This is a genomic window from Mesorhizobium sp. B2-4-19 (assembly GCF_006441315.1).
Classification (GTDB): Bacteria; Pseudomonadota; Alphaproteobacteria; order Rhizobiales; family Rhizobiaceae; genus Mesorhizobium.
Genome location: NZ_VFUV01000016.1, coordinates 135,161 through 150,952, shown reverse-complemented (window position 1 = coordinate 150,952; position 15,792 = coordinate 135,161). Strand labels below are relative to the sequence as shown.

General features: G+C 64.5%; 22 protein-coding genes. 7 read left to right on the top strand and 15 right to left on the bottom strand.

The features are described 5' to 3' along the window. Positions 1–137: 137 nt before the first annotated feature. Complete coding sequence (locus FJ546_RS24025; protein WP_140891589.1) at positions 138–746, bottom strand: hypothetical protein; 609 nt, start codon at positions 744–746, stop codon at positions 138–140. Positions 747–854: 108 nt separating this feature from the next. After that, the gene (gene ykgO, locus FJ546_RS24020; RefSeq protein ID WP_006327841.1) at positions 855–980 is read right to left on the bottom strand and encodes a type B 50S ribosomal protein L36; all 126 of its coding nucleotides are present in this window, start codon (positions 978–980) and stop codon (positions 855–857) included. Between the two features lie 231 nt (positions 981–1,211). Between ykgO and FJ546_RS24015 the strand changes: the two genes are divergently transcribed. Then, a complete protein-coding gene (locus FJ546_RS24015) occupies positions 1,212–1,631 on the top strand; it encodes a lysozyme inhibitor LprI family protein (RefSeq protein ID WP_140891588.1) in 420 nt (139 codons plus the stop codon). Positions 1,632–1,643: 12 nt separating this feature from the next. Here the strand turns inward: FJ546_RS24015 and FJ546_RS24010 are convergent, their stop codons facing one another. The 12 genes from FJ546_RS24010 to FJ546_RS23955 all read right to left on the bottom strand — a co-directional run bounded on the left by FJ546_RS24010 (position 1,644) and on the right by FJ546_RS23955 (position 10,375). Beyond that, a complete protein-coding gene (locus tag FJ546_RS24010; RefSeq protein WP_140891587.1) occupies positions 1,644–2,723 on the bottom strand; it encodes a 5-(carboxyamino)imidazole ribonucleotide synthase in 1,080 nt (359 codons plus the stop codon). Further along, on the bottom strand, positions 2,720–3,217 hold the full coding sequence (purE, locus tag FJ546_RS24005; RefSeq protein ID WP_010911966.1) for a 5-(carboxyamino)imidazole ribonucleotide mutase: 498 nt from the start codon (positions 3,215–3,217) through the stop codon (positions 2,720–2,722). Before purE ends, FJ546_RS24010 begins: the two co-directional genes overlap by 4 nt. Positions 3,218–3,320: 103 nt before the next feature. Further along, positions 3,321–3,743, bottom strand: a complete 423-nt coding sequence (locus FJ546_RS24000; RefSeq protein WP_348641998.1) for a PfkB family carbohydrate kinase — start codon at positions 3,741–3,743, stop codon at positions 3,321–3,323. Positions 3,744–3,813: 70 nt separating this feature from the next. Beyond that, positions 3,814–4,719, bottom strand: a complete 906-nt coding sequence (locus tag FJ546_RS23995) for an anti-sigma factor (protein ID WP_140891586.1) — start codon at positions 4,717–4,719, stop codon at positions 3,814–3,816. Then, positions 4,716–5,255 carry a sigma-70 family RNA polymerase sigma factor gene (locus FJ546_RS23990; protein WP_140891585.1) on the bottom strand — a complete coding sequence of 180 codons (540 nt, stop codon included), beginning with the start codon at positions 5,253–5,255 and terminating at the stop codon, positions 4,716–4,718. The genes FJ546_RS23995 and FJ546_RS23990 overlap by 4 nt, the downstream gene beginning before the upstream one ends. A 37-nt stretch (positions 5,256–5,292) precedes the next feature. Then, positions 5,293–5,490, bottom strand: a complete 198-nt coding sequence (locus tag FJ546_RS23985) for a hypothetical protein (RefSeq protein WP_140891584.1) — start codon at positions 5,488–5,490, stop codon at positions 5,293–5,295. Between the two features lie 133 nt (positions 5,491–5,623). Further along, a complete protein-coding gene (locus FJ546_RS23980) occupies positions 5,624–6,829 on the bottom strand; it encodes an aminotransferase class V-fold PLP-dependent enzyme (protein ID WP_140891583.1) in 1,206 nt (401 codons plus the stop codon). Between the two features lie 25 nt (positions 6,830–6,854). Beyond that, the gene (locus FJ546_RS23975; protein WP_010911960.1) at positions 6,855–7,316 is read right to left on the bottom strand and encodes a RidA family protein; all 462 of its coding nucleotides are present in this window, start codon (positions 7,314–7,316) and stop codon (positions 6,855–6,857) included. A gap of 38 nt (positions 7,317–7,354) precedes the next feature. Then, positions 7,355–8,149 (bottom strand): amino acid ABC transporter ATP-binding protein, encoded by a 795-nt coding sequence (locus FJ546_RS23970; protein ID WP_140891582.1) that lies wholly within the window; start codon positions 8,147–8,149, stop codon positions 7,355–7,357. Between the two features lie 4 nt (positions 8,150–8,153). After that, positions 8,154–8,804 carry an amino acid ABC transporter permease gene (locus FJ546_RS23965; RefSeq protein WP_140891581.1) on the bottom strand — a complete coding sequence of 217 codons (651 nt, stop codon included), beginning with the start codon at positions 8,802–8,804 and terminating at the stop codon, positions 8,154–8,156. 1 nt (position 8,805) lies between these two features. Then, a complete protein-coding gene (locus FJ546_RS23960; protein ID WP_140891580.1) occupies positions 8,806–9,471 on the bottom strand; it encodes an amino acid ABC transporter permease in 666 nt (221 codons plus the stop codon). Between the two features lie 73 nt (positions 9,472–9,544). Then, positions 9,545–10,375: a transporter substrate-binding domain-containing protein gene (locus FJ546_RS23955; protein WP_010911956.1), complete on the bottom strand. Its 831-nt coding sequence runs from the start codon at positions 10,373–10,375 to the stop codon at positions 9,545–9,547. Between the two features lie 168 nt (positions 10,376–10,543). Between FJ546_RS23955 and FJ546_RS23950 the strand changes: the two genes are divergently transcribed. Beyond that, positions 10,544–11,332: an IclR family transcriptional regulator gene (locus FJ546_RS23950; protein ID WP_140891579.1), complete on the top strand. Its 789-nt coding sequence runs from the start codon at positions 10,544–10,546 to the stop codon at positions 11,330–11,332. A gap of 10 nt (positions 11,333–11,342) precedes the next feature. Here FJ546_RS23950 and FJ546_RS23945 read toward each other — a convergent pair whose 3' ends face one another. Next, positions 11,343–11,546 carry a YdcH family protein gene (locus FJ546_RS23945; protein ID WP_140891578.1) on the bottom strand — a complete coding sequence of 68 codons (204 nt, stop codon included), beginning with the start codon at positions 11,544–11,546 and terminating at the stop codon, positions 11,343–11,345. A 239-nt stretch (positions 11,547–11,785) separates the two neighbouring features. On the opposite strand from FJ546_RS23945, the gene FJ546_RS23940 reads away from it, so the two are divergent. The 5 genes from FJ546_RS23940 (at position 11,786) to FJ546_RS23920 (ending at position 15,782) form a co-directional block, all read left to right on the top strand. After that, positions 11,786–11,965 (top strand): YdcH family protein, encoded by a 180-nt coding sequence (locus FJ546_RS23940; protein ID WP_010911953.1) that lies wholly within the window; start codon positions 11,786–11,788, stop codon positions 11,963–11,965. 320 nt (positions 11,966–12,285) lie between these two features. Then, positions 12,286–13,539 (top strand): flavodoxin-dependent (E)-4-hydroxy-3-methylbut-2-enyl-diphosphate synthase, encoded by a 1,254-nt coding sequence (gene ispG / locus FJ546_RS23935; RefSeq protein ID WP_140891577.1) that lies wholly within the window; start codon positions 12,286–12,288, stop codon positions 13,537–13,539. 5 nt (positions 13,540–13,544) lie between these two features. Next, positions 13,545–14,399, top strand: coding sequence for a lytic transglycosylase domain-containing protein (locus FJ546_RS23930; protein ID WP_140891576.1), 855 nt, complete (start codon positions 13,545–13,547; stop codon positions 14,397–14,399). 25 nt (positions 14,400–14,424) lie between these two features. Next, entirely contained in the window at positions 14,425–14,976 is a 552-nt protein-coding gene (locus FJ546_RS23925) for a chloramphenicol phosphotransferase (RefSeq protein ID WP_140891575.1), read from the top strand. Positions 14,977–15,029: 53 nt separating this feature from the next. Next, positions 15,030–15,782 (top strand): Stf0 family sulfotransferase, encoded by a 753-nt coding sequence (locus FJ546_RS23920; RefSeq protein WP_246686938.1) that lies wholly within the window; start codon positions 15,030–15,032, stop codon positions 15,780–15,782. Positions 15,783–15,792 lie beyond the last annotated feature (10 nt).

The following is a 15,792-nucleotide window of genomic DNA, read 5'->3' as shown; positions in this document are numbered from 1 at the left end:
GTTCTGAAGTAGGGGAATAGGCAGTAGGCAGTAGGCAGTAGGCAGTAGGCAGTAGGCAGTAGGCAGTAGGCAGTAGGTTGGTGTTTGCCGCCCAATCTTTCTCGCTACTGCCTACTGCCTATTCCCTACTGCCTGTACTAAATTCCTTCGCCGGCAAACTCTTCCGAAAGCGTGGCGACCTGGTCCTGGGCGCTGCGCATCATCGGATAGATGGCCAGCACCTTCTGCCAGGCTTCGAGCGCCGACTGCTTGTGGCCGGTCAGAGCCATGATCTGCGCCAGGCCCGACAGCGCGCCGAAATGGCGCGGCTCGAGTTGCAGCGTGTGGTCGATGTCGGACATTGACTTGCCGTAGTTTTTCATCATGAAATGCACCGTGGCGCGCCGGTTCCAGCCTTCGGCATAGGTCGGCTGCAAGGTCACAACCTGATCAAGCAAATCGAGCGCGACGTCGAATTTCTGGTTGTCCATCGCCTTTTGCGACCACAGCATCATCAGATCGATCGAGGCGCTGCCGGACTGGAACCATTCGCCCCAGATGTTGCCGGCGATGCGTTCGGCGGCCTTTTCGTTGCGTTCGCGCTTGAGGTCGGAAAACAGCTTGTCAAGCCGGGCCTGTTTCGTCATCGGCGCGGCAGGAGCCTCCGGGGCAGCCGGCGCTGCCGGCTGATCGTCGGCGGCGCCGGCCGGCAAGCTTGTGGCGCCGGAAACAAGCAGGGCTGTCAAAAATGCAAAAAGAATCCGCATCGCCCGATCCTAGTCCCGGGCGGCGGAACAGCAAAGTGATTTTAGCGTGAGAAGGTCGGCAGGCCGACAAGCATCAAGGGGCGGAGGCGAAAAGCCTCCGGCCGAAAGTCAGCCCTGGCGCGCCTTGTAGCGCGGGGCGGTCTTGTTGATGATGTAAACGCGGCCCTTGCGGCGAACCAGCTGGTTGTCGCGGTGACGCGCCTTCAGCGCCTTGAGCGAATTCTTGATCTTCATGGTCTTGCCTGTCGGTGTGGACCCGGTTCCGGGTCGAAATTTTAAGGCGCGCCAGAAGACGCGCCTTTTCAACGGTGGGTGGCTCATAAACGAGGAGCCTTGCCCATGTCAACCGCAAGCATGCTCCATACCTCCATATCATCAAATATCCGCCATGTCGGCCTTGCGGCATTGCGCGGCCGTGGGCCGGCTGGGATGATACGGAGTGTTTCAAGTGATTTGGGGACGATCATGCGCCGAATATTGCTGTCCGCCTGCCTTGTCGTCCTGGCGGAAACGTCGATCGCGCGCGCACAGGAATGCGACCGCTCCGACGACAGCCAGCAGATGATGAACATCTGCGCCGGCGAGGACTACCAGGCCGCCGACGCCAAGCTCAATGCGGCCTATCAGGACCTGATCAGCTCCGATGATGCCAACGGTAAAAGATTGCTGCAGGCGGCGCAACGCGCCTGGATCACCTTCCGCGACGCGGAGTGCGCGCACAGCACAGCCGCCAGCGTGGGCGGTTCCATCCACGCGATGGAGGTTTCGCAGTGCCTGGCCAGGCTGACCAATGACCGCATCAGGCAGCTTGCAGCCTCGGCCAATTGCGAGGAAGGCGATGCGAGCTGCGCCAGCCCCAACGAGGACAGCGACGTGGTGCAATAGCTTCGCTTCCGGCTATTGAACGCGACGGCTGACGCGGGTGAAATGGCCCATCTTGCGGCCGGGCCGCGCCTCGGCCTTGCCATAGAGATGCAGCATCAGATCGGGCTCGGCGAGCAGTTGAGGGACGCGCAGCACGTCGTCGCCGATCAGGTTCTCCATCACGCAATCGGAGTGGCGCTCCGGGCTGCCGAGCGGCAGGCCGGCCACGGCGCGGATGTGCTGCTCGAACTGCGAAACGATGCAGGCCGCCTCGGTCCAGTGGCCTGAATTGTGGACCCGCGGCGCAATCTCATTGGCCAGCAGCGAACCGTCGGAAAGCACGAAGAACTCGACGCCGATGACGCCGACATAATCGAGCGCCGACAGGATTTTCGCCGCCGCCGTCCGCGCCGCTTCAGCCGTCTCACATTTGACGCCGGCTGGCAGCGTCGAAGTGTGGAGAATGCCGTTGCGGTGGACATTCTCGGCCGGGTCGTAGGTTGCCACTGCGCCATCCAGGCCACGCGCTGCAATCACCGAGATCTCACGCTCGAAGGGCACGAAGCTTTCCAGGATCAGCGGCACATTGCCCATCGCCTCGCAGGTGCCGGCGAAGCCGCCCGCCTCCATGTTGCGGAAGACACGCTGGCCCTTGCCGTCATAGCCCATGCGCCGCGTTTTCAATATGCCGCTGCCGCCGAATGTCTTCAGCGCCGCCGTCAGGTCCTGGTCGGTGTCGACCGGACGAAACTCGGCGGTGGCAATGCCGATGCCGTTGAGGAATGTCTTTTCGCTGACCCGGTCCTGCGCAACGTCGAGCGCGCGCGCCGGCGGATAGACCGCAACCTTGGCGGCAAGCGCTTCCGCCGCGGCAACGGGAACATTCTCGAACTCGTAGGTGACGACGGCACTTGCCGTCGCCAGCTCGGCAAGGGCGGCCGGGTCGTCATAGGCTGACGTAATCTGCCGATTGGCTACTTGTGCCGCCGGGCAATCCGGTTGCGGTTCCAGCACGATGGTGCGGTAGCCGAGGCGGGCGGCGGCCATTGCCAGCATGCGGCCGAGCTGGCCGCCGCCGATGATGCCGATGGTCGATCCGGCGGGCAGGCTCACGGCGTGTCCGTCGGTTCGTCGGCGACCTTGGCGGTCTGCGAGGCGCGCCAGGCATCGAGGCGCTGGGCAAGCTTGTCGTCGTTCAGCGCCAGAACGGCGGCTGCCAACAGGGCCGCATTGGCCGCACCCGCCTTGCCGATGGCCAGTGTCCCGACAGGAATGCCGGCCGGCATCTGGACGATTGAGAGCAGCGAATCCTGCCCCGACAGCGCCTTCGATTCCACCGGCACGCCGAACACCGGCAGCGGCGTCATCGCCGCCGTCATGCCGGGCAGGTGCGCCGCGCCGCCGGCGCCGGCGATGATCACCTTGTAGCCGGCGGCCTTGGCGCCCTTGGCGAACTCATAGAGCCGGTCGGGCGTGCGATGCGCGGAGATGATCAGGCGCTTGTGCGGGACGCCGAGCGCCTCCAGCGTTTCGGCAGCCTGGCGCATCGTCGCCCAGTCGGACTGGCTGCCCATGATGATGGCGACGTCGGCGCGTTGATCGTTCAAGCTTGTTGCTCCCCGGCGACAAAGGCGCGCCTTAGCGGAATTCGGCAGCGACGGCAAGGATATGCGGGCATGCTTGTCCTCCGGCAAGGCGCAAACCGGCCCGCTAGAGGTTGTGACGCTCTGCCTCGGGCGTCGAGACGAGCAGGGCCGAAGCGGCGTTGGCGGCGGTGACGGCGGCCCGCATGTCCTCGCCATTGGCAAGTGCGGCGGCCAAAGCGCCGACGAATTCGTCGCCCGCGCCGTGCGTGCTGACAAGCTTGACCGGGATGGCGGGAAGAGAGAAGGCCTCGCCGGTCCGATCGCAGCAGGCGACGCCCTCGCCACCCGCCGTGACGATCGCCACGGGGCAGAGATTGGCCAGAAGCCGTGCCGCTTGCGCCGCGCCGTCGAGCGTCTCCACCACCGCGACGCCAGCCAAGAACTCCGCTTCGATGGCATTGACCACGAGGATATCGACCAGCGCGATCAAGTCGTCCGAGAGCTTGCGTGCCGGGGCGGCATGACGCCCAGCCGCCGAGTCGAGCATGGGTGCCGGCCGTTCTTCCCGCGGGAGAACGGCCTCAAAGCGTTGGGATCGATAGATGGGGAGGTAGCCCTCACACCACCGCCTTGCGGAAGCGGGCGACGAAGTCGTCGAGTTCGGGCCGTTCCATGTCGGAGATTGCCCAGTAGGAGAAGGCGCCGTCGCTCCAGTGCACCATCGAGAAGCCGCCGGAGGAAAGGTCGCCGGGCTGGGTGGTCTTGCCGCCCTGCTGCGGTTCGGCGACCAGCGTGATCAGATGCTCGCGGTGGCGGTAGACCAGAGCCGGCACCGGCCGGCCGGATATCACCTCGACCCGGCCGCCGATCAGCGCGTAGCCGTCCTGGGCAAGGTCGGGGGCCGGCGGCGACACGCCGATGCGGGCGTCGAGCCAGGGCTTGACCGTATGGCGGTCGGACGAGACGATGTCGATTGGGCTCGCGGCAAGCAGGCTGCGGCGATGGCCGCTGGCGACCGCGGCGGCAAAGCCGTCATCGACGCCGCTCTGCATCACCCATTGCGTCGCCCCGCTGGCCAGCACGGCGCTGATCATGATCGACGCGGCCATGGCGCGCCAGTCGAACGAGCCGAAGCGGCGCGCTCTCGGCGATGGCCGCGCCTCAGAAGGACGTGTCCCGGCTTCCCGTCTCTGGCCGCCGCCAGCGCCGGCAATCAACCCCGGCAGCGTCGACGGCGTACCGCGCTGCGGCTCCGCCTCGCCCGGCGCCTGCCGTTCGGTGCCGGCCATGCCGATCGACGCGATGCGGGCCCGGAACGCGTCGCTGACATCAGGGCGCGGCAGACGGCTGACAGCGCCTTGCAAGGCGACAATGCGGGCATGCTCGGCGGCAAGCCTGGGGTCGGCGGCGATGCGGCGCTCCACGGCAAGAGCGGCCGCCGCATCAAGCTCGCCATCGACAAGGGCATGGATCATCAGTCTGATACCTTCGGGATCGTTGGGCAGTCCGTCGTCGTGCGTCATGACGCTCTCCCCAATTCTGACGCGAGCAGGCCACGGGCGCGGGCCAGCCTGGACATCACCGTGCCGATCGGCACGGCAAGCATGGCCGATATCTCGCGATAGCTGAGGCCGTTGATATCGCGCAGCACCAGTGTCTCGCGAAATGGCTGCGGCAGGGCCGCGATCGCCGCCTCCAATGCTGCACTATCGGCCTTGGCGATCAGGCTAGCCTCCGGGCCGTCCTCGTCGGGCATGCTGGTGCCGTGCGCCGCCGCCATGTCATCGAGGTCGCCCAGATCGCCGACGGCCATCATGGCACGCGGCCGGTTGCGCGCCATCCAGGTGTAGGAGGTGTTGCGCACGATGGTCAGCAGCCAGGCGCGGGCGTTGCCGCCAGCGTAGCCTGATATGCCGGCATGCGCCTTGATGCAGGCGTCCTGCACCACATCCTCGGCATCGGCGGCATTGCCGGTCAGCCAGCGGGCCAACGCCAGCGCATCGCCGAGATGCGGCAGCACCACTTCGTTGAAGCGTTCTGCCAGGGCCCTCTCGCTCAACGCGGCACCATGATCCGATACTCCAGGCCGTGCCGCCTCAAGATGCGACGGTGACCTTGCCCTGCTCGGAGGGGCAAAGCCCCCGGAAGCAGGCAGAGCCGCCTGCCTTGCCGAAACTGAATTCATCTGCGTCACCGCTGTCAAGCGCCACGAAGGAGAGCCTGACGACCATCATGCTCGCCAGCGCATCGCCACGGCCGACGCCGTGTTCGCTGTCCTTGCAATGATGGGGCATGCCGGTCTCCTCAACGCCAGCCGTGGCGTATACGGAGGAGACTTGTCGCGGCGCCGATTTATTCCCAAAGCCTGCGATCCGGGCTGTTCACAGTCGCGTGATCACTGGTGGTTTGGGATGGTTGGCCTGACGCTCAATCCGGCCAGCGCAGTGTGCCAGAAGAATCCTTCCGCGCTGCCTTCATCGCATCGGCGGGACGGTCCTTCGCGGTCAGCACTCCACGCAACCGCTCGGCGACGATCTCGGCCTCGCCGGGATGCAGATTGCAGGGGTCGAGGAAGAAGTGGCCGCGCTCGACTTCGTGGTTGCGCACGATGATCGGCGGCGAGCCGGCCGCCAGCGCCGAGGCGAGGCCGGCGGCACTGAAGCGGCTCTCCGGCGATACGAAGATCTGCAGCCGGTCGAGCGGATTGGCCGTTGGATCTGGAATGATCTTGGCAAGGATGCCCGGCAGTCCCTGCAAGGTGTCCTTCCAGAGATTGAGCGCCGCCTCCTCGCGCCGGCGGATGCCGTCGTGATCGCGCTTTTCCCAGGCTTCCAGTGCCGCCATGGTGCCGGCAATGCTTTCCTTGCCGACCTTCATGGCCCGCGCCACGCCGCGGTTCTGCAGATAGGCTGATAGCACCAGGTCCTTGCGGCCGGTGACGATGCCGCTGGTCGGCCCACTCAGGAACTTGTGGCCGCTATAGATGACGACGTCGGCGCCGCGGGCGAGAAAACCGCGCAGATCATATTCGGACGCCGCATCGACGATCACCGGCACGCCCTTGGCGTGGCAGATCTCGCAGAATTCCTCCAGCGACAGCATGCCGTACTGCACCGTGTGATGGGCGACGACATAGAGGCCGGCCGCCGTGCGCTCGTTGATCGCTTCGCGCACATGGTAGTCCTGGGTGACGCTGACCGTGCCGGCGGGCACTACTTTGGCGCCGGCGACGCGGATCGACTGGTCGATCGGGGCGCCGTAATTGACGATGTGGCCAAGCTGGATGACGACCTCCGATTTGAGGTCGCCGGTGTCATCAGGCAGGCGCTCGATGGCGAGCAGGCTGGTTCCCGTCATCGCACCGGCGATCGCCATGGTGATGCCGCTGGCGCAGCAGGCGGTGATGAAGCCGGCCTCACCGCCGGTGAGGCGCGCCACCACCGTGCTCGCGGCGCGCTGCAGATCATCCATTTCCACCCATTGCGAGGCCATTTCCGCCATGGCGCTGATCGCCTCCGGAACGATGATCGATGCGCCGAGCGCGGTCATGGTGCCGGAGACATTGATGATCGGCCGCAAACCCAGCCGTTCGCGAATGGTGGTGTTGGAACCGGTGTCGGAATAGGTTTTCATGTGAGCGGATCCCGTGAGTGGCAGGTCAGGCGGCGATTTCGACGACCGCCTCGATTTCGACAGTGATGTTTCCCGGCAGCGAGCCGACGCCGATCGCCGAACGGGCATGGCCGCCGATCTTGTCGAACACATCGGCGAACAGGTCCGAGCAGCCATTGACCACTTTCGGGTGGTCGCTGAAAGTCGGCGTCGCGTTGACGAAGCCGAGCAGCTTGACCACGCGCACGATGCGGCCGAGATCGCCGGCGGCGGCATGCATGACGGCCAGCAGATTGAGCCCGGTCAGGCGCGCATGCTCATAGGCCTGTTCGACGGTCACGTCCTCGCCGACCTTGCCGGTGCAGAGCGTGCCGTCGGCACGCAGCGGCCCCTGGCCCGACAGGAAGATCAATCGCCCGCTCTCGGCATGGGTGACGAAGTTGGCGATGGGCGTCGGCGGCTCGGGCAGCGTCAGGCCGAGTTCGGCGAGCCGGATGTAAGGCGTCATGGAAGCAGGCTCCTTGGGACGGCACCGGCCGTCCATTGTCAGAAATGCGAGGCGCGAAAGCGCGCCAGGAAGGCGCGGAGGCGCTCGTTGCTGGTTTCCGCCGCCAGGATCTCCTTGGGCGGGCCGACGGCGCTGACGCCGCCATCGGCCATGAAGACGATGCGGCTCGAAGCGTCGCGGGCGAAGGCCATTTCATGCGTCACCATCAGCATGGTCATGCCGTCCTCGGCGAGGCTGCGCACCACGGCCAGCACCTCGCCGACCAGTTCGGGGTCGAGCGCCGAGGTGATCTCGTCGAGCAAAAGGATTTTCGGCTCCATCGCCACGGCGCGCGCGATGCCGACGCGCTGCTGCTGGCCGCCGGAGAGCTCGGCCGGCAGGCTGTCGGCCTTGTGTGCGAGGCCGACGCGGCCGAGCCAGTGCTCGGCGATCTGGCGCGCCTCGGCCTGGCTCTTTCCCCGCACCTTGGTGAGCCCGAGCATGATGTTGCCGGCCGCGGTGAGATGCGGAAACAGGTTGAAGCCCTGGAACACCATGCCGGTCTCGGCGCGCATCGCGGCCAAGTCGCGTTCGCTGCGGCGCTGGCGCGTTCCGGCCTCGCGATAGCCGACCTCCTTGCCGTCGATGCGGATCGAGCCTGAGTCGTAGCTTTCGAGGAAGTTGACGCAGCGCAGCAGCGTGGTCTTGCCGCTGCCCGAGGGGCCGATGACGGTGACCACTTCGCCACGTTTCACCTGAAGGCTGACGGAACGCAGCACCTCGACGGGGCCGAAGGCCTTGGAGACATCGCGCACGTCGAGCAGAGCGGGACTGGCGTTTGTGGCGTCGGACATCGTGCTATTCCCGAATGAAGGCAAAGCGCCGCTCGAGCCGCCGGCTGGCGAGCGAGAGCGCATAGTTGACCGCGAAATAGATGAGCGCGCCGAGGATATAGAGCGGCATCGCCTCATAGGTGCGGCCGATGACCTGGTTGATGGCCTGCATCAGATCGGTGATGCCGAGCAGCGAAACCAGCGCGCTGCCCTTGACCGCGTCGGTGACGCCGTTGATCCAGGGCGGCAGGAAGCGCCTGAAGGCCTGCGGGAAGATGACTGAGGTGAGCCGCTGGCGGAAGGTCAGCCCGATCGCCATCGCCGCCTCGGACTGGCCTTTCGGGATCGAGGCGACCGCGCCCCTGAGATATTCGATGACCTGCGCCGTCTTGAACAGGGTGAGCGCCAGCACGGCCGCCCAGAACGACGGCAGATGCAGCCCGACCGCCGGCAGGCCATAATAGACGAAGAACATCAGCACCAGGATCGGAATGCCGCGAATGGTGTCGGAGAAGATGCGCACCGCCCAGCGCAATGGGGCGGGGCCATAGACCAGGCCGACGCCAAGCAGGACGCCGGCGACGAGCGACAGGGTGACGACCAGGATCGACACCCAAAGGGTCAAGGCGAAGCCTTTGGCGAGGAAGGGCAGGGCGTAGAGGATCTGGCTCGCCATGTCAGCGCGCCGCCCTGAACCGGCGCTCGACGAGCCTGAGTCCGAAAAGCAGGATGTAGCCGGTTACCAGATACATCGCCGTCGTCACCAGATAGACCTCGACGATGCGGAAGGTGTTGAAGTTGATCCACTGGGCGCCGAAGGTGAGTTCCGGCACCGAGATGACCGAGGCGATCGAGGTGTCCTTGAACAGCGAGATGAAGGTGTTGGACAGCGCCGGCAGCGTGATGCGCAGCATGGTCGGCAGGCGCACATGGATGAGCCTTTGCCAGGGCGTCAGTCCGATCGCCTTGCCGGCATCGAGCTGGCCGCGCGGGACGGCCTCGAGGCCCGAGCGAAACACCTCGACCAGATAGGCGCCGCTATAGACCGACAGCGTCAGGACGAAAGAGGTCGGCGCGCTGTAGGCCAGGTCGACCACGGTCGGCACCCCGTAGAAGACGAGATAGACGAGCAGGATCAGCGGCACGTTGCGGATGAATTCGACATAGGCGGCGATGATGGCCCGCACCACGCGTCCGGCCGAGACGTACCAGACCGCGAGCAGCAGGCCGATGACGGTGCCGATGGCGATCGAGATCACCGCAAGCTCGAGGCTGAGCAGCAGACCGCCCCACAGCTTGTCGAAATGCCGCCAGATCAGGTTGAAATTGAGGGCATAGCCCATGCGTTCGCCTCGGTGTGAAGGCCGTCGAATGGATTGCGGAAGGGCTGGAATGCCGCCCTTCCGCGATCCGGGATCAGATGACTGGGAAGCCGGGATGGCGTGCCGGCGGTTCCTGACCGAAATAATCCTTGAAGGCGGCATCGTAGAGTGCCGATTCATGGCCGAACATGGCGATGGTGAAGGTCTGGTTGACGAAGGTCAGCCAGTCGAGGTCGCCCTGCCGCAAGGCAGCGCCGTAGAGCATCGAATACCAGCTCTTGCCGGCGTCGAAATATTTGTCCGGATTGCGCGAGGCGAGCCAGCGCACGGTGGACAGATCGACGGCTGCCGCGTCGGCGCGCTTGGATTCCAGCGCCTGCAGCACATTGGCCTGGGTGTCGATCTGCAGCACCTGTGCCTGTGGCAAGGCATAGTGGACGGAGCTTTCGGCATCGACATTCTGCAGGATGGAGATGCGCGTCGCCGAACCGCCGGCAAGCAGCTTGTCGAAGGTCTTGTTCTCGGCGGTGGGCAGCGTCAGCAAGGCGACGCCTTCGACATAGTAAGGCCGGGAGAAGTTGATCAGCTGCGAGCGCTGCGCCGTCATCGTCATGAACTGGATGGTGATGTCGACCTTGTTGGTGGTGACGTTGGGAATGCGCTGCGCCGGATCCTGCATGACGAATTCGACCTTGGTCGGATCGTCGAACAGACCCTTGGCCAGGATGCGTCCCATGGTGATGTCCATGCCGACCAGTTCGCCGGCATCGTTCTCGAAATGCCAGGGCGCGTTGGTGCTGCCGGTGCCGACGATAAGCTTGCCGCGGTCGAGCACGGTGCGCAGCAGGCTGTCGGATGCCGCCTGGGCGGCCGCCTTCTGCGCATCGACGGTTGCCAGCACGCCGGCCGTGGCCAATCCCGCCATTCCCAATTTCAGAAAATCACGTCTTCCGGATGTGTCGTTCACGGCGACCTCCTTTCGTGTTGTGTTCCCCATGTAGGCAAGACACACGTCGATGATTTCAAAGCGATTGTCTCTTACAAGAGACGCATGTATCCTGTACAAGACAGATACTAACACCAGGAATCGACAATGCAAGATGGCAACGCCTTGGCCGTTTCGGCTGACGAAAAGACGACGGCCTCCCGCGAGAAGGGCCTCAACCGGGTGCTCGAGATCCTGGACTTCCTGCACACGACGCAGCGCGCGATCGGCATTGGCGACCTTGCCAAGGGGGTGAATGCTCCCCGCTCGACGACCTACACGCTGGTGCGGTCGCTGGTCGACGCCGGCCTGCTGGAGATGGCTGGCGACGGCAACCGCGTCTATTTCGGCAAGAAGCTCTATCTCTATGGAATGGATTATGTGCGCGGCAACGACCTGCTGCGGCGCGGGCGCCAGGAGGTCGACCATCTGTCGCGCGAGACCGGCGAGACCTCGGAACTGTGCATGCTGCAGAGCGGCCGCTACACCATCGTCCATTCCAGCCCAGGCACCAGGCCGTTTCGCATCAGCTCCGCCACCGGCCTGCAGATACCGCTGCCTTGGACCGCGTCTGGCCGGCTGCTTCTGGCGGGGCTGGAGCGGGCCGAGGTCGAAGCCATGGTGTCGGAAGACGATCTCGTGCTGCCCGACGGCCGCAAGCTGCGGCTCGACGATTTCGTCGACGACATCGCCAAGGCTGGGGTGACCGGCTACTGCGTCACCTCGGGCCTGGTCGATGCCTATACGAAGTGCCTTGCCGTGCCGGTCTTTTCAGCACCGGGCAAGGTCGAGGCGACGATGTGCCTGGTGGTTCCCATCGATACGTCCGACGAGCGCACCGGCAGTCTCATCGGCCTGCTGCGCGATCGCGCGGCCAGGCTTTCGATCGGCGGATAGGGGAAAGCGTTCAGGCGATGATGTCTGGAATGATCTTGTCTTCCAGCTTCATCAGCCGGTCCTTGAGCGCCAGCTTCTTCTTTTTCATGCGCTGGATTTGCAGCGGATCGCAATTGGTGGCGATCATCGCGTTGATCGCGGCATCGAAATCGGCATGTTCCTGCTTCAGCCGGGAAAATTCGAGGCGAATATCGGCCTTTTCCTGATCGGACATTCTCTACCGTCTGCACGTCTGCGGCGCCCAAAAACTGGGCCTGATTGGGCGGGGGTGGCAGTTTCCGCCACCGGCGCGCAGGCCATATCACATTTCACCTTGTCGTGGAATGCTACCACGCAGCATTCGACATCGCAGTCGGAAGGTGGCAAAGTGTCATTGTGCCGTCACAGAAGCGACCTGCGGTGGACGCGCCGTGGCGGCTGCAATCGAGGAAACCATGAAAGGGAGAACCAATCATGTCTCTTGCATCCCATCTTGATGAGTTGCAGCGGAAACACGGCGACATCGAACGCGAAATCGATGACGCGATGAACCACCCGTCGGTGGACGACCTCGAAATCGTGAATCTCAAGCGACGCAAGCTGGCACTCAAGGATGCGATTGAGAAACTGAAAGCGCAACCGACCACGCATTGATGCCCGACTGACATAGCCGCCACTATGCGGTCTTGCTTGCCGGCGGCAGCCGCCGCCGGTGCTGTCGTTTTGATTTTCAGCGCTAAGTCATAAGCCACAGCTAATATCCCCTCCGATCCCTATTTTACGCCTCGGCCGTCGCCGGGCGGTGTCCTGTTTCAGCTCGCATGCTGGGATCAATTGCTGCCAGTGGCGACCTGTCGCCATTGACAAGCCATCTTTGCTCCTCCACCTCATGCCCGAACCTCAGCGCATCGGCCCCGGGGAGTGCTTGTGCGTCAGAGCGGACGCGTGGGCTCCAGAGACAAAAGGCTGCCGGCATGACCGGATATTTTTCCTTTCCCTTCCCCCGCCGCACCTCGGTCGGCGTCGATGTCGGCGGCGTGGTCGTCGGCGGCGGCGCGCCTGTCGTGGTGCAGTCGATGACCAACACCGACACGGCCGACATCGATCAGACCGTCGCGCAGGTCGCGGCACTGCACCGCGCCGGCTCCGAGATCGTGCGCATCACCGTCGACCGGGACGAGAGCGCGGCCGCCGTTCCGCGCATTCACGAACGGCTCCAGCGCCTCGGCATCAATGTGCCGCTGGTCGGCGACTTCCACTATATCGGCCACAAGCTTCTGGCTGATCATCCGGCCTGCGCCGAGGCACTGGCCAAATACCGCATCAATCCGGGCAATGTCGGCTTCAAGGACAAGAAGGACCGGCAGTTCACCGATATCGTCGAAATGGCGATCAGGCATGACAAGCCGGTGCGCATCGGCGTCAATTGGGGCTCGCTCGACCAGGAGCTTCTGACCCGGCTGATGGACGACAACCAGGACAAGGGTTTTCCGCTGACCGCGCAGGAAGTGATGCGCGAGGCGATCGTGCAGTCGGCGATCCTGTCGGCCGAGATGGCCGAAGAGATCGGCCTTGGCCGCGACAAGATCATCCTGTCGGCCAAGGTCAGCGGCGTGCAGGACCTGATTGCCGTCTACACCGAACTTGCCACCCGCTCCGACCATGCGCTGCATCTCGGCCTCACCGAGGCCGGCATGGGCTCGAAAGGCATTGTCGCCTCGTCCGCCGCCATGGGCATCCTCTTGCAGCAAGGCATTGGCGACACCATCCGCATCTCGCTGACGCCGGAGCCGAATGGCGACCGCACGCGCGAAGTGCAAGTGGCGCAGGAACTGCTGCAGACCATGGGGTTCCGCCAGTTCGTGCCGATCGTCGCGGCTTGCCCCGGCTGCGGCCGCACGACCTCCACCGTGTTCCAGGAGCTTGCCCAGAACATTCAGGCCGATCTGCGCAAGAACATGCCGGTGTGGCGCGAAAAATATCCAGGCGTCGAGAACCTCAAGGTCGCGGTGATGGGCTGCATCGTCAACGGCCCGGGCGAATCGAAGCATGCCGATATCGGCATTTCGCTGCCGGGCACCGGCGAGACGCCGACGGCGCCCGTCTTCGTCGACGGCAAGAAGGCGGCGACGCTGCGCGGACCGTCGATCGCGGCGGATTTCGAGAAAATGGTCGCCGACTATATCGAGCAAAGGTTTGGGCGCGGCGGCAAAGCCGCGGCGGAGTAGACGAAATGCAGCGTTTCCTCAGGGTGACGCTGGTCCTGCTTTGCGCCCTGGGGTGCTCGACATCCGTTCAGGCCGATCCGCCGCAATCGGCCAAGCAGCGGCTCATCGACAAGGTCTGCAACCTGATCCAGGCCCATGCCGACCAGAACGGCCTACCGCGGGATTTCTTCGCGCGGCTGATCTGGAAGGAAAGCCGTTTCGACCCCAATGCCGTCAGTCCCGTCGGCGCCGAAGGCATCGCCCAGTTCATGCCGGGCACCGCCAAGATGCGCGGGCTCGAAAACTCCTTCGACATCAACCAGGCGATCCCGGCTTCGGCGAAATATCTCGCCGAAATGAAAAGCAGCTACGGCAATCTTGGCCTGGCGGCGGCCGCCTACAATGCCGGCGAAAGCCGGGTGTCGCGCTGGTTGGGCTCCGGCGGCTTCCTACCGATGGAGACCGAGAGCTATGTCTTCGACGTCATGGGCGAGCCGGTCGACAAGTTCACCGACCCCGCCTATGCCGGAAAAGTCGAGCCGCTCGATGCCAAGACGGATTTTGCCGTCGCTTGCCGCAAACTGCCTGTCATCATGTCGCGGACCGTGGCGATGGCCTCGATCAACGTCAAACCATGGGGCGTCCAGGTGGCCGGCAATTTCCGCCGCAGTGCCGCTATCAGCCAGTGGCTGAGGGTGCGGAGCCGGTTTCCGGCCTTGCTCGGTGGGCATGATCCGGTGGTCAGCCGGGTGCGCACGCCGATTGGTCGGCGCGGTATCTACGCCGTCAGGATCGGCGTCGACGACCGCGCCGCCGCCAATGTCATCTGCCAGAAACTGCAGGGTGTCGGCGGGGCGTGCGTGGTGGTGCGCAACCGGTAGGCCGGTCCGAGAGAGGCGTTTGACGATGACAGCCAGGATCGTCCTGCTCAATGGCGTCGGCAGTGCCGGCAAAAGCTCGATTGCCAGGGCGTTGCAGACAATAACCGCCGCGCCGTTCCTGCATGTCCAGATGGACAGCTTCCTCGAGATGCTGCCAGAGGCCTTGCAGAACCATGCCGATGGCTTTTCCTACGAAACCGTTCAACAGGACGGCAAACCCGCGGTCGTGATCAGGGCCGGAGCGGTGGGCGAAAGAACGCTGCACGGCATGCGCCACGCCATCGCCGCCAGGGCCGGGCAAGGCAACGACGTGATCGTCGACGATGTGCTGTGCAACGGCGAAATGCCTGACTATGTCAAACTGCTGTCGGCCTTCGACCTCCACCTGGTCGGTGTGATGGCGCCGCTGGAGGTTCTGGAAGCCCGCGAGGCCCGGCGACCCGACAGACTGCCGGGGCTGGCGCGCTGGCAATATGGGCGCGTGCACGCGGGCATAAGTTACGACCTCGAAGTCGACACCAGCCTGCATACGCCGTTGGAGTGCGCCCGTCGCATTCAGCAGCGATTTCTATTATAGGCGGTGGATCGGCCGGGGTTGCCCTGCCTGCGATGAACGACGAGGGCAGCGGGATGTTCGACGCCTACATCATCTGCGGCACGCCGAGAACCGGCAGCACGCTGCTGTGCAAGCTCCTGGCCTCCACCGGGACATCAGGCGATCCGCACTCCTTCTATCGGCGGCAGGACCTGTCGGAATGGGCCGACGAGTGGAAATTGCCGGCCCGCGACACGATGGGCGAGCTTGAATTCGACGTTGCCTATTTCGATGCGGCAATCACCGCCGGCAAGGGCGGGACAGGCATCTTCGGCCTGCGCCTGATGCGCGAAAACCTGGATGAACTTTCGGCGATCCTCGACCGCATTTTTCCAGGGCTGGCGTCAGACAAAGCGCGCTTCGAACAGGCATTCGGCCGCATTCTCTACATCCACCTGTCGCGTGAGAACAAGCTTGCGCAGGCGATCTCGCTGATCAAGGCACAGCAGACCGGCCTTTGGCATATTGCGCCGGACGGCACCGAGATCGAAAGGGTCGCACCGGCGCAAGAACCCCGATATGATTTCGAGCGGATCAAAGGGGAACTCGCCAAGCTCGAAGCCTATGACGCGGCGTGGAACATCTGGTTCGCGGCGCAACGCATAACGCCGCTGCGCGTCGGCTACGATCGTCTCTCAGCCGATCCGGCAGCGGCCTTGCTGGCCATCTGCGAGGCCCTTGGCGTTCGGCCGCCGAATGCCGGGGACATCCGGCCGGGCGTCGCAAAGCTCGCCGACGAGACAAGCCTCGACTGGATGCGCCGCTATCGTCTGGACGCGTCCGGCTGACGCCGTGAGG

Coding starts and splice junctions, on each gene's coding strand:
- FJ546_RS23995 (WP_140891586.1), bottom strand. CDS start 4,719: ATGACGCACGACGACGGACTGCCCAACGATCCCGAAGGTATCAGACTG.
- FJ546_RS23945 (WP_140891578.1), bottom strand. CDS start 11,546: ATGTCCGATCAGGAAAAGGCCGATATTCGCCTCGAATTTTCCCGGCTG.
- FJ546_RS24025 (WP_140891589.1), bottom strand. CDS start 746: ATGCGGATTCTTTTTGCATTTTTGACAGCCCTGCTTGTTTCCGGCGCC.
- FJ546_RS23930 (WP_140891576.1), top strand. CDS start 13,545: ATGCAGCGTTTCCTCAGGGTGACGCTGGTCCTGCTTTGCGCCCTGGGG.
- FJ546_RS24000 (WP_348641998.1), bottom strand. CDS start 3,743: ATGCTCGACTCGGCGGCTGGGCGTCATGCCGCCCCGGCACGCAAGCTC.
- FJ546_RS24015 (WP_140891588.1), top strand. CDS start 1,212: ATGCGCCGAATATTGCTGTCCGCCTGCCTTGTCGTCCTGGCGGAAACG.
- FJ546_RS23955 (WP_010911956.1), bottom strand. CDS start 10,375: ATGGCGGGATTGGCCACGGCCGGCGTGCTGGCAACCGTCGATGCGCAG.
- FJ546_RS23975 (WP_010911960.1), bottom strand. CDS start 7,316: ATGACGCCTTACATCCGGCTCGCCGAACTCGGCCTGACGCTGCCCGAG.
- FJ546_RS23940 (WP_010911953.1), top strand. CDS start 11,786: ATGTCTCTTGCATCCCATCTTGATGAGTTGCAGCGGAAACACGGCGAC.
- FJ546_RS23965 (WP_140891581.1), bottom strand. CDS start 8,804: ATGGCGAGCCAGATCCTCTACGCCCTGCCCTTCCTCGCCAAAGGCTTC.
- FJ546_RS23925 (WP_140891575.1), top strand. CDS start 14,425: ATGACAGCCAGGATCGTCCTGCTCAATGGCGTCGGCAGTGCCGGCAAA.
- ykgO (WP_006327841.1), bottom strand. CDS start 980: ATGAAGATCAAGAATTCGCTCAAGGCGCTGAAGGCGCGTCACCGCGAC.
- FJ546_RS23980 (WP_140891583.1), bottom strand. CDS start 6,829: ATGAAAACCTATTCCGACACCGGTTCCAACACCACCATTCGCGAACGG.
- ispG (WP_140891577.1), top strand. CDS start 12,286: ATGACCGGATATTTTTCCTTTCCCTTCCCCCGCCGCACCTCGGTCGGC.
- FJ546_RS23920 (WP_246686938.1), top strand. CDS start 15,030: ATGTTCGACGCCTACATCATCTGCGGCACGCCGAGAACCGGCAGCACG.
- FJ546_RS23985 (WP_140891584.1), bottom strand. CDS start 5,490: ATGCCCCATCATTGCAAGGACAGCGAACACGGCGTCGGCCGTGGCGAT.
- FJ546_RS23960 (WP_140891580.1), bottom strand. CDS start 9,471: ATGGGCTATGCCCTCAATTTCAACCTGATCTGGCGGCATTTCGACAAG.
- FJ546_RS23950 (WP_140891579.1), top strand. CDS start 10,544: ATGCAAGATGGCAACGCCTTGGCCGTTTCGGCTGACGAAAAGACGACG.
- FJ546_RS23970 (WP_140891582.1), bottom strand. CDS start 8,149: ATGTCCGACGCCACAAACGCCAGTCCCGCTCTGCTCGACGTGCGCGAT.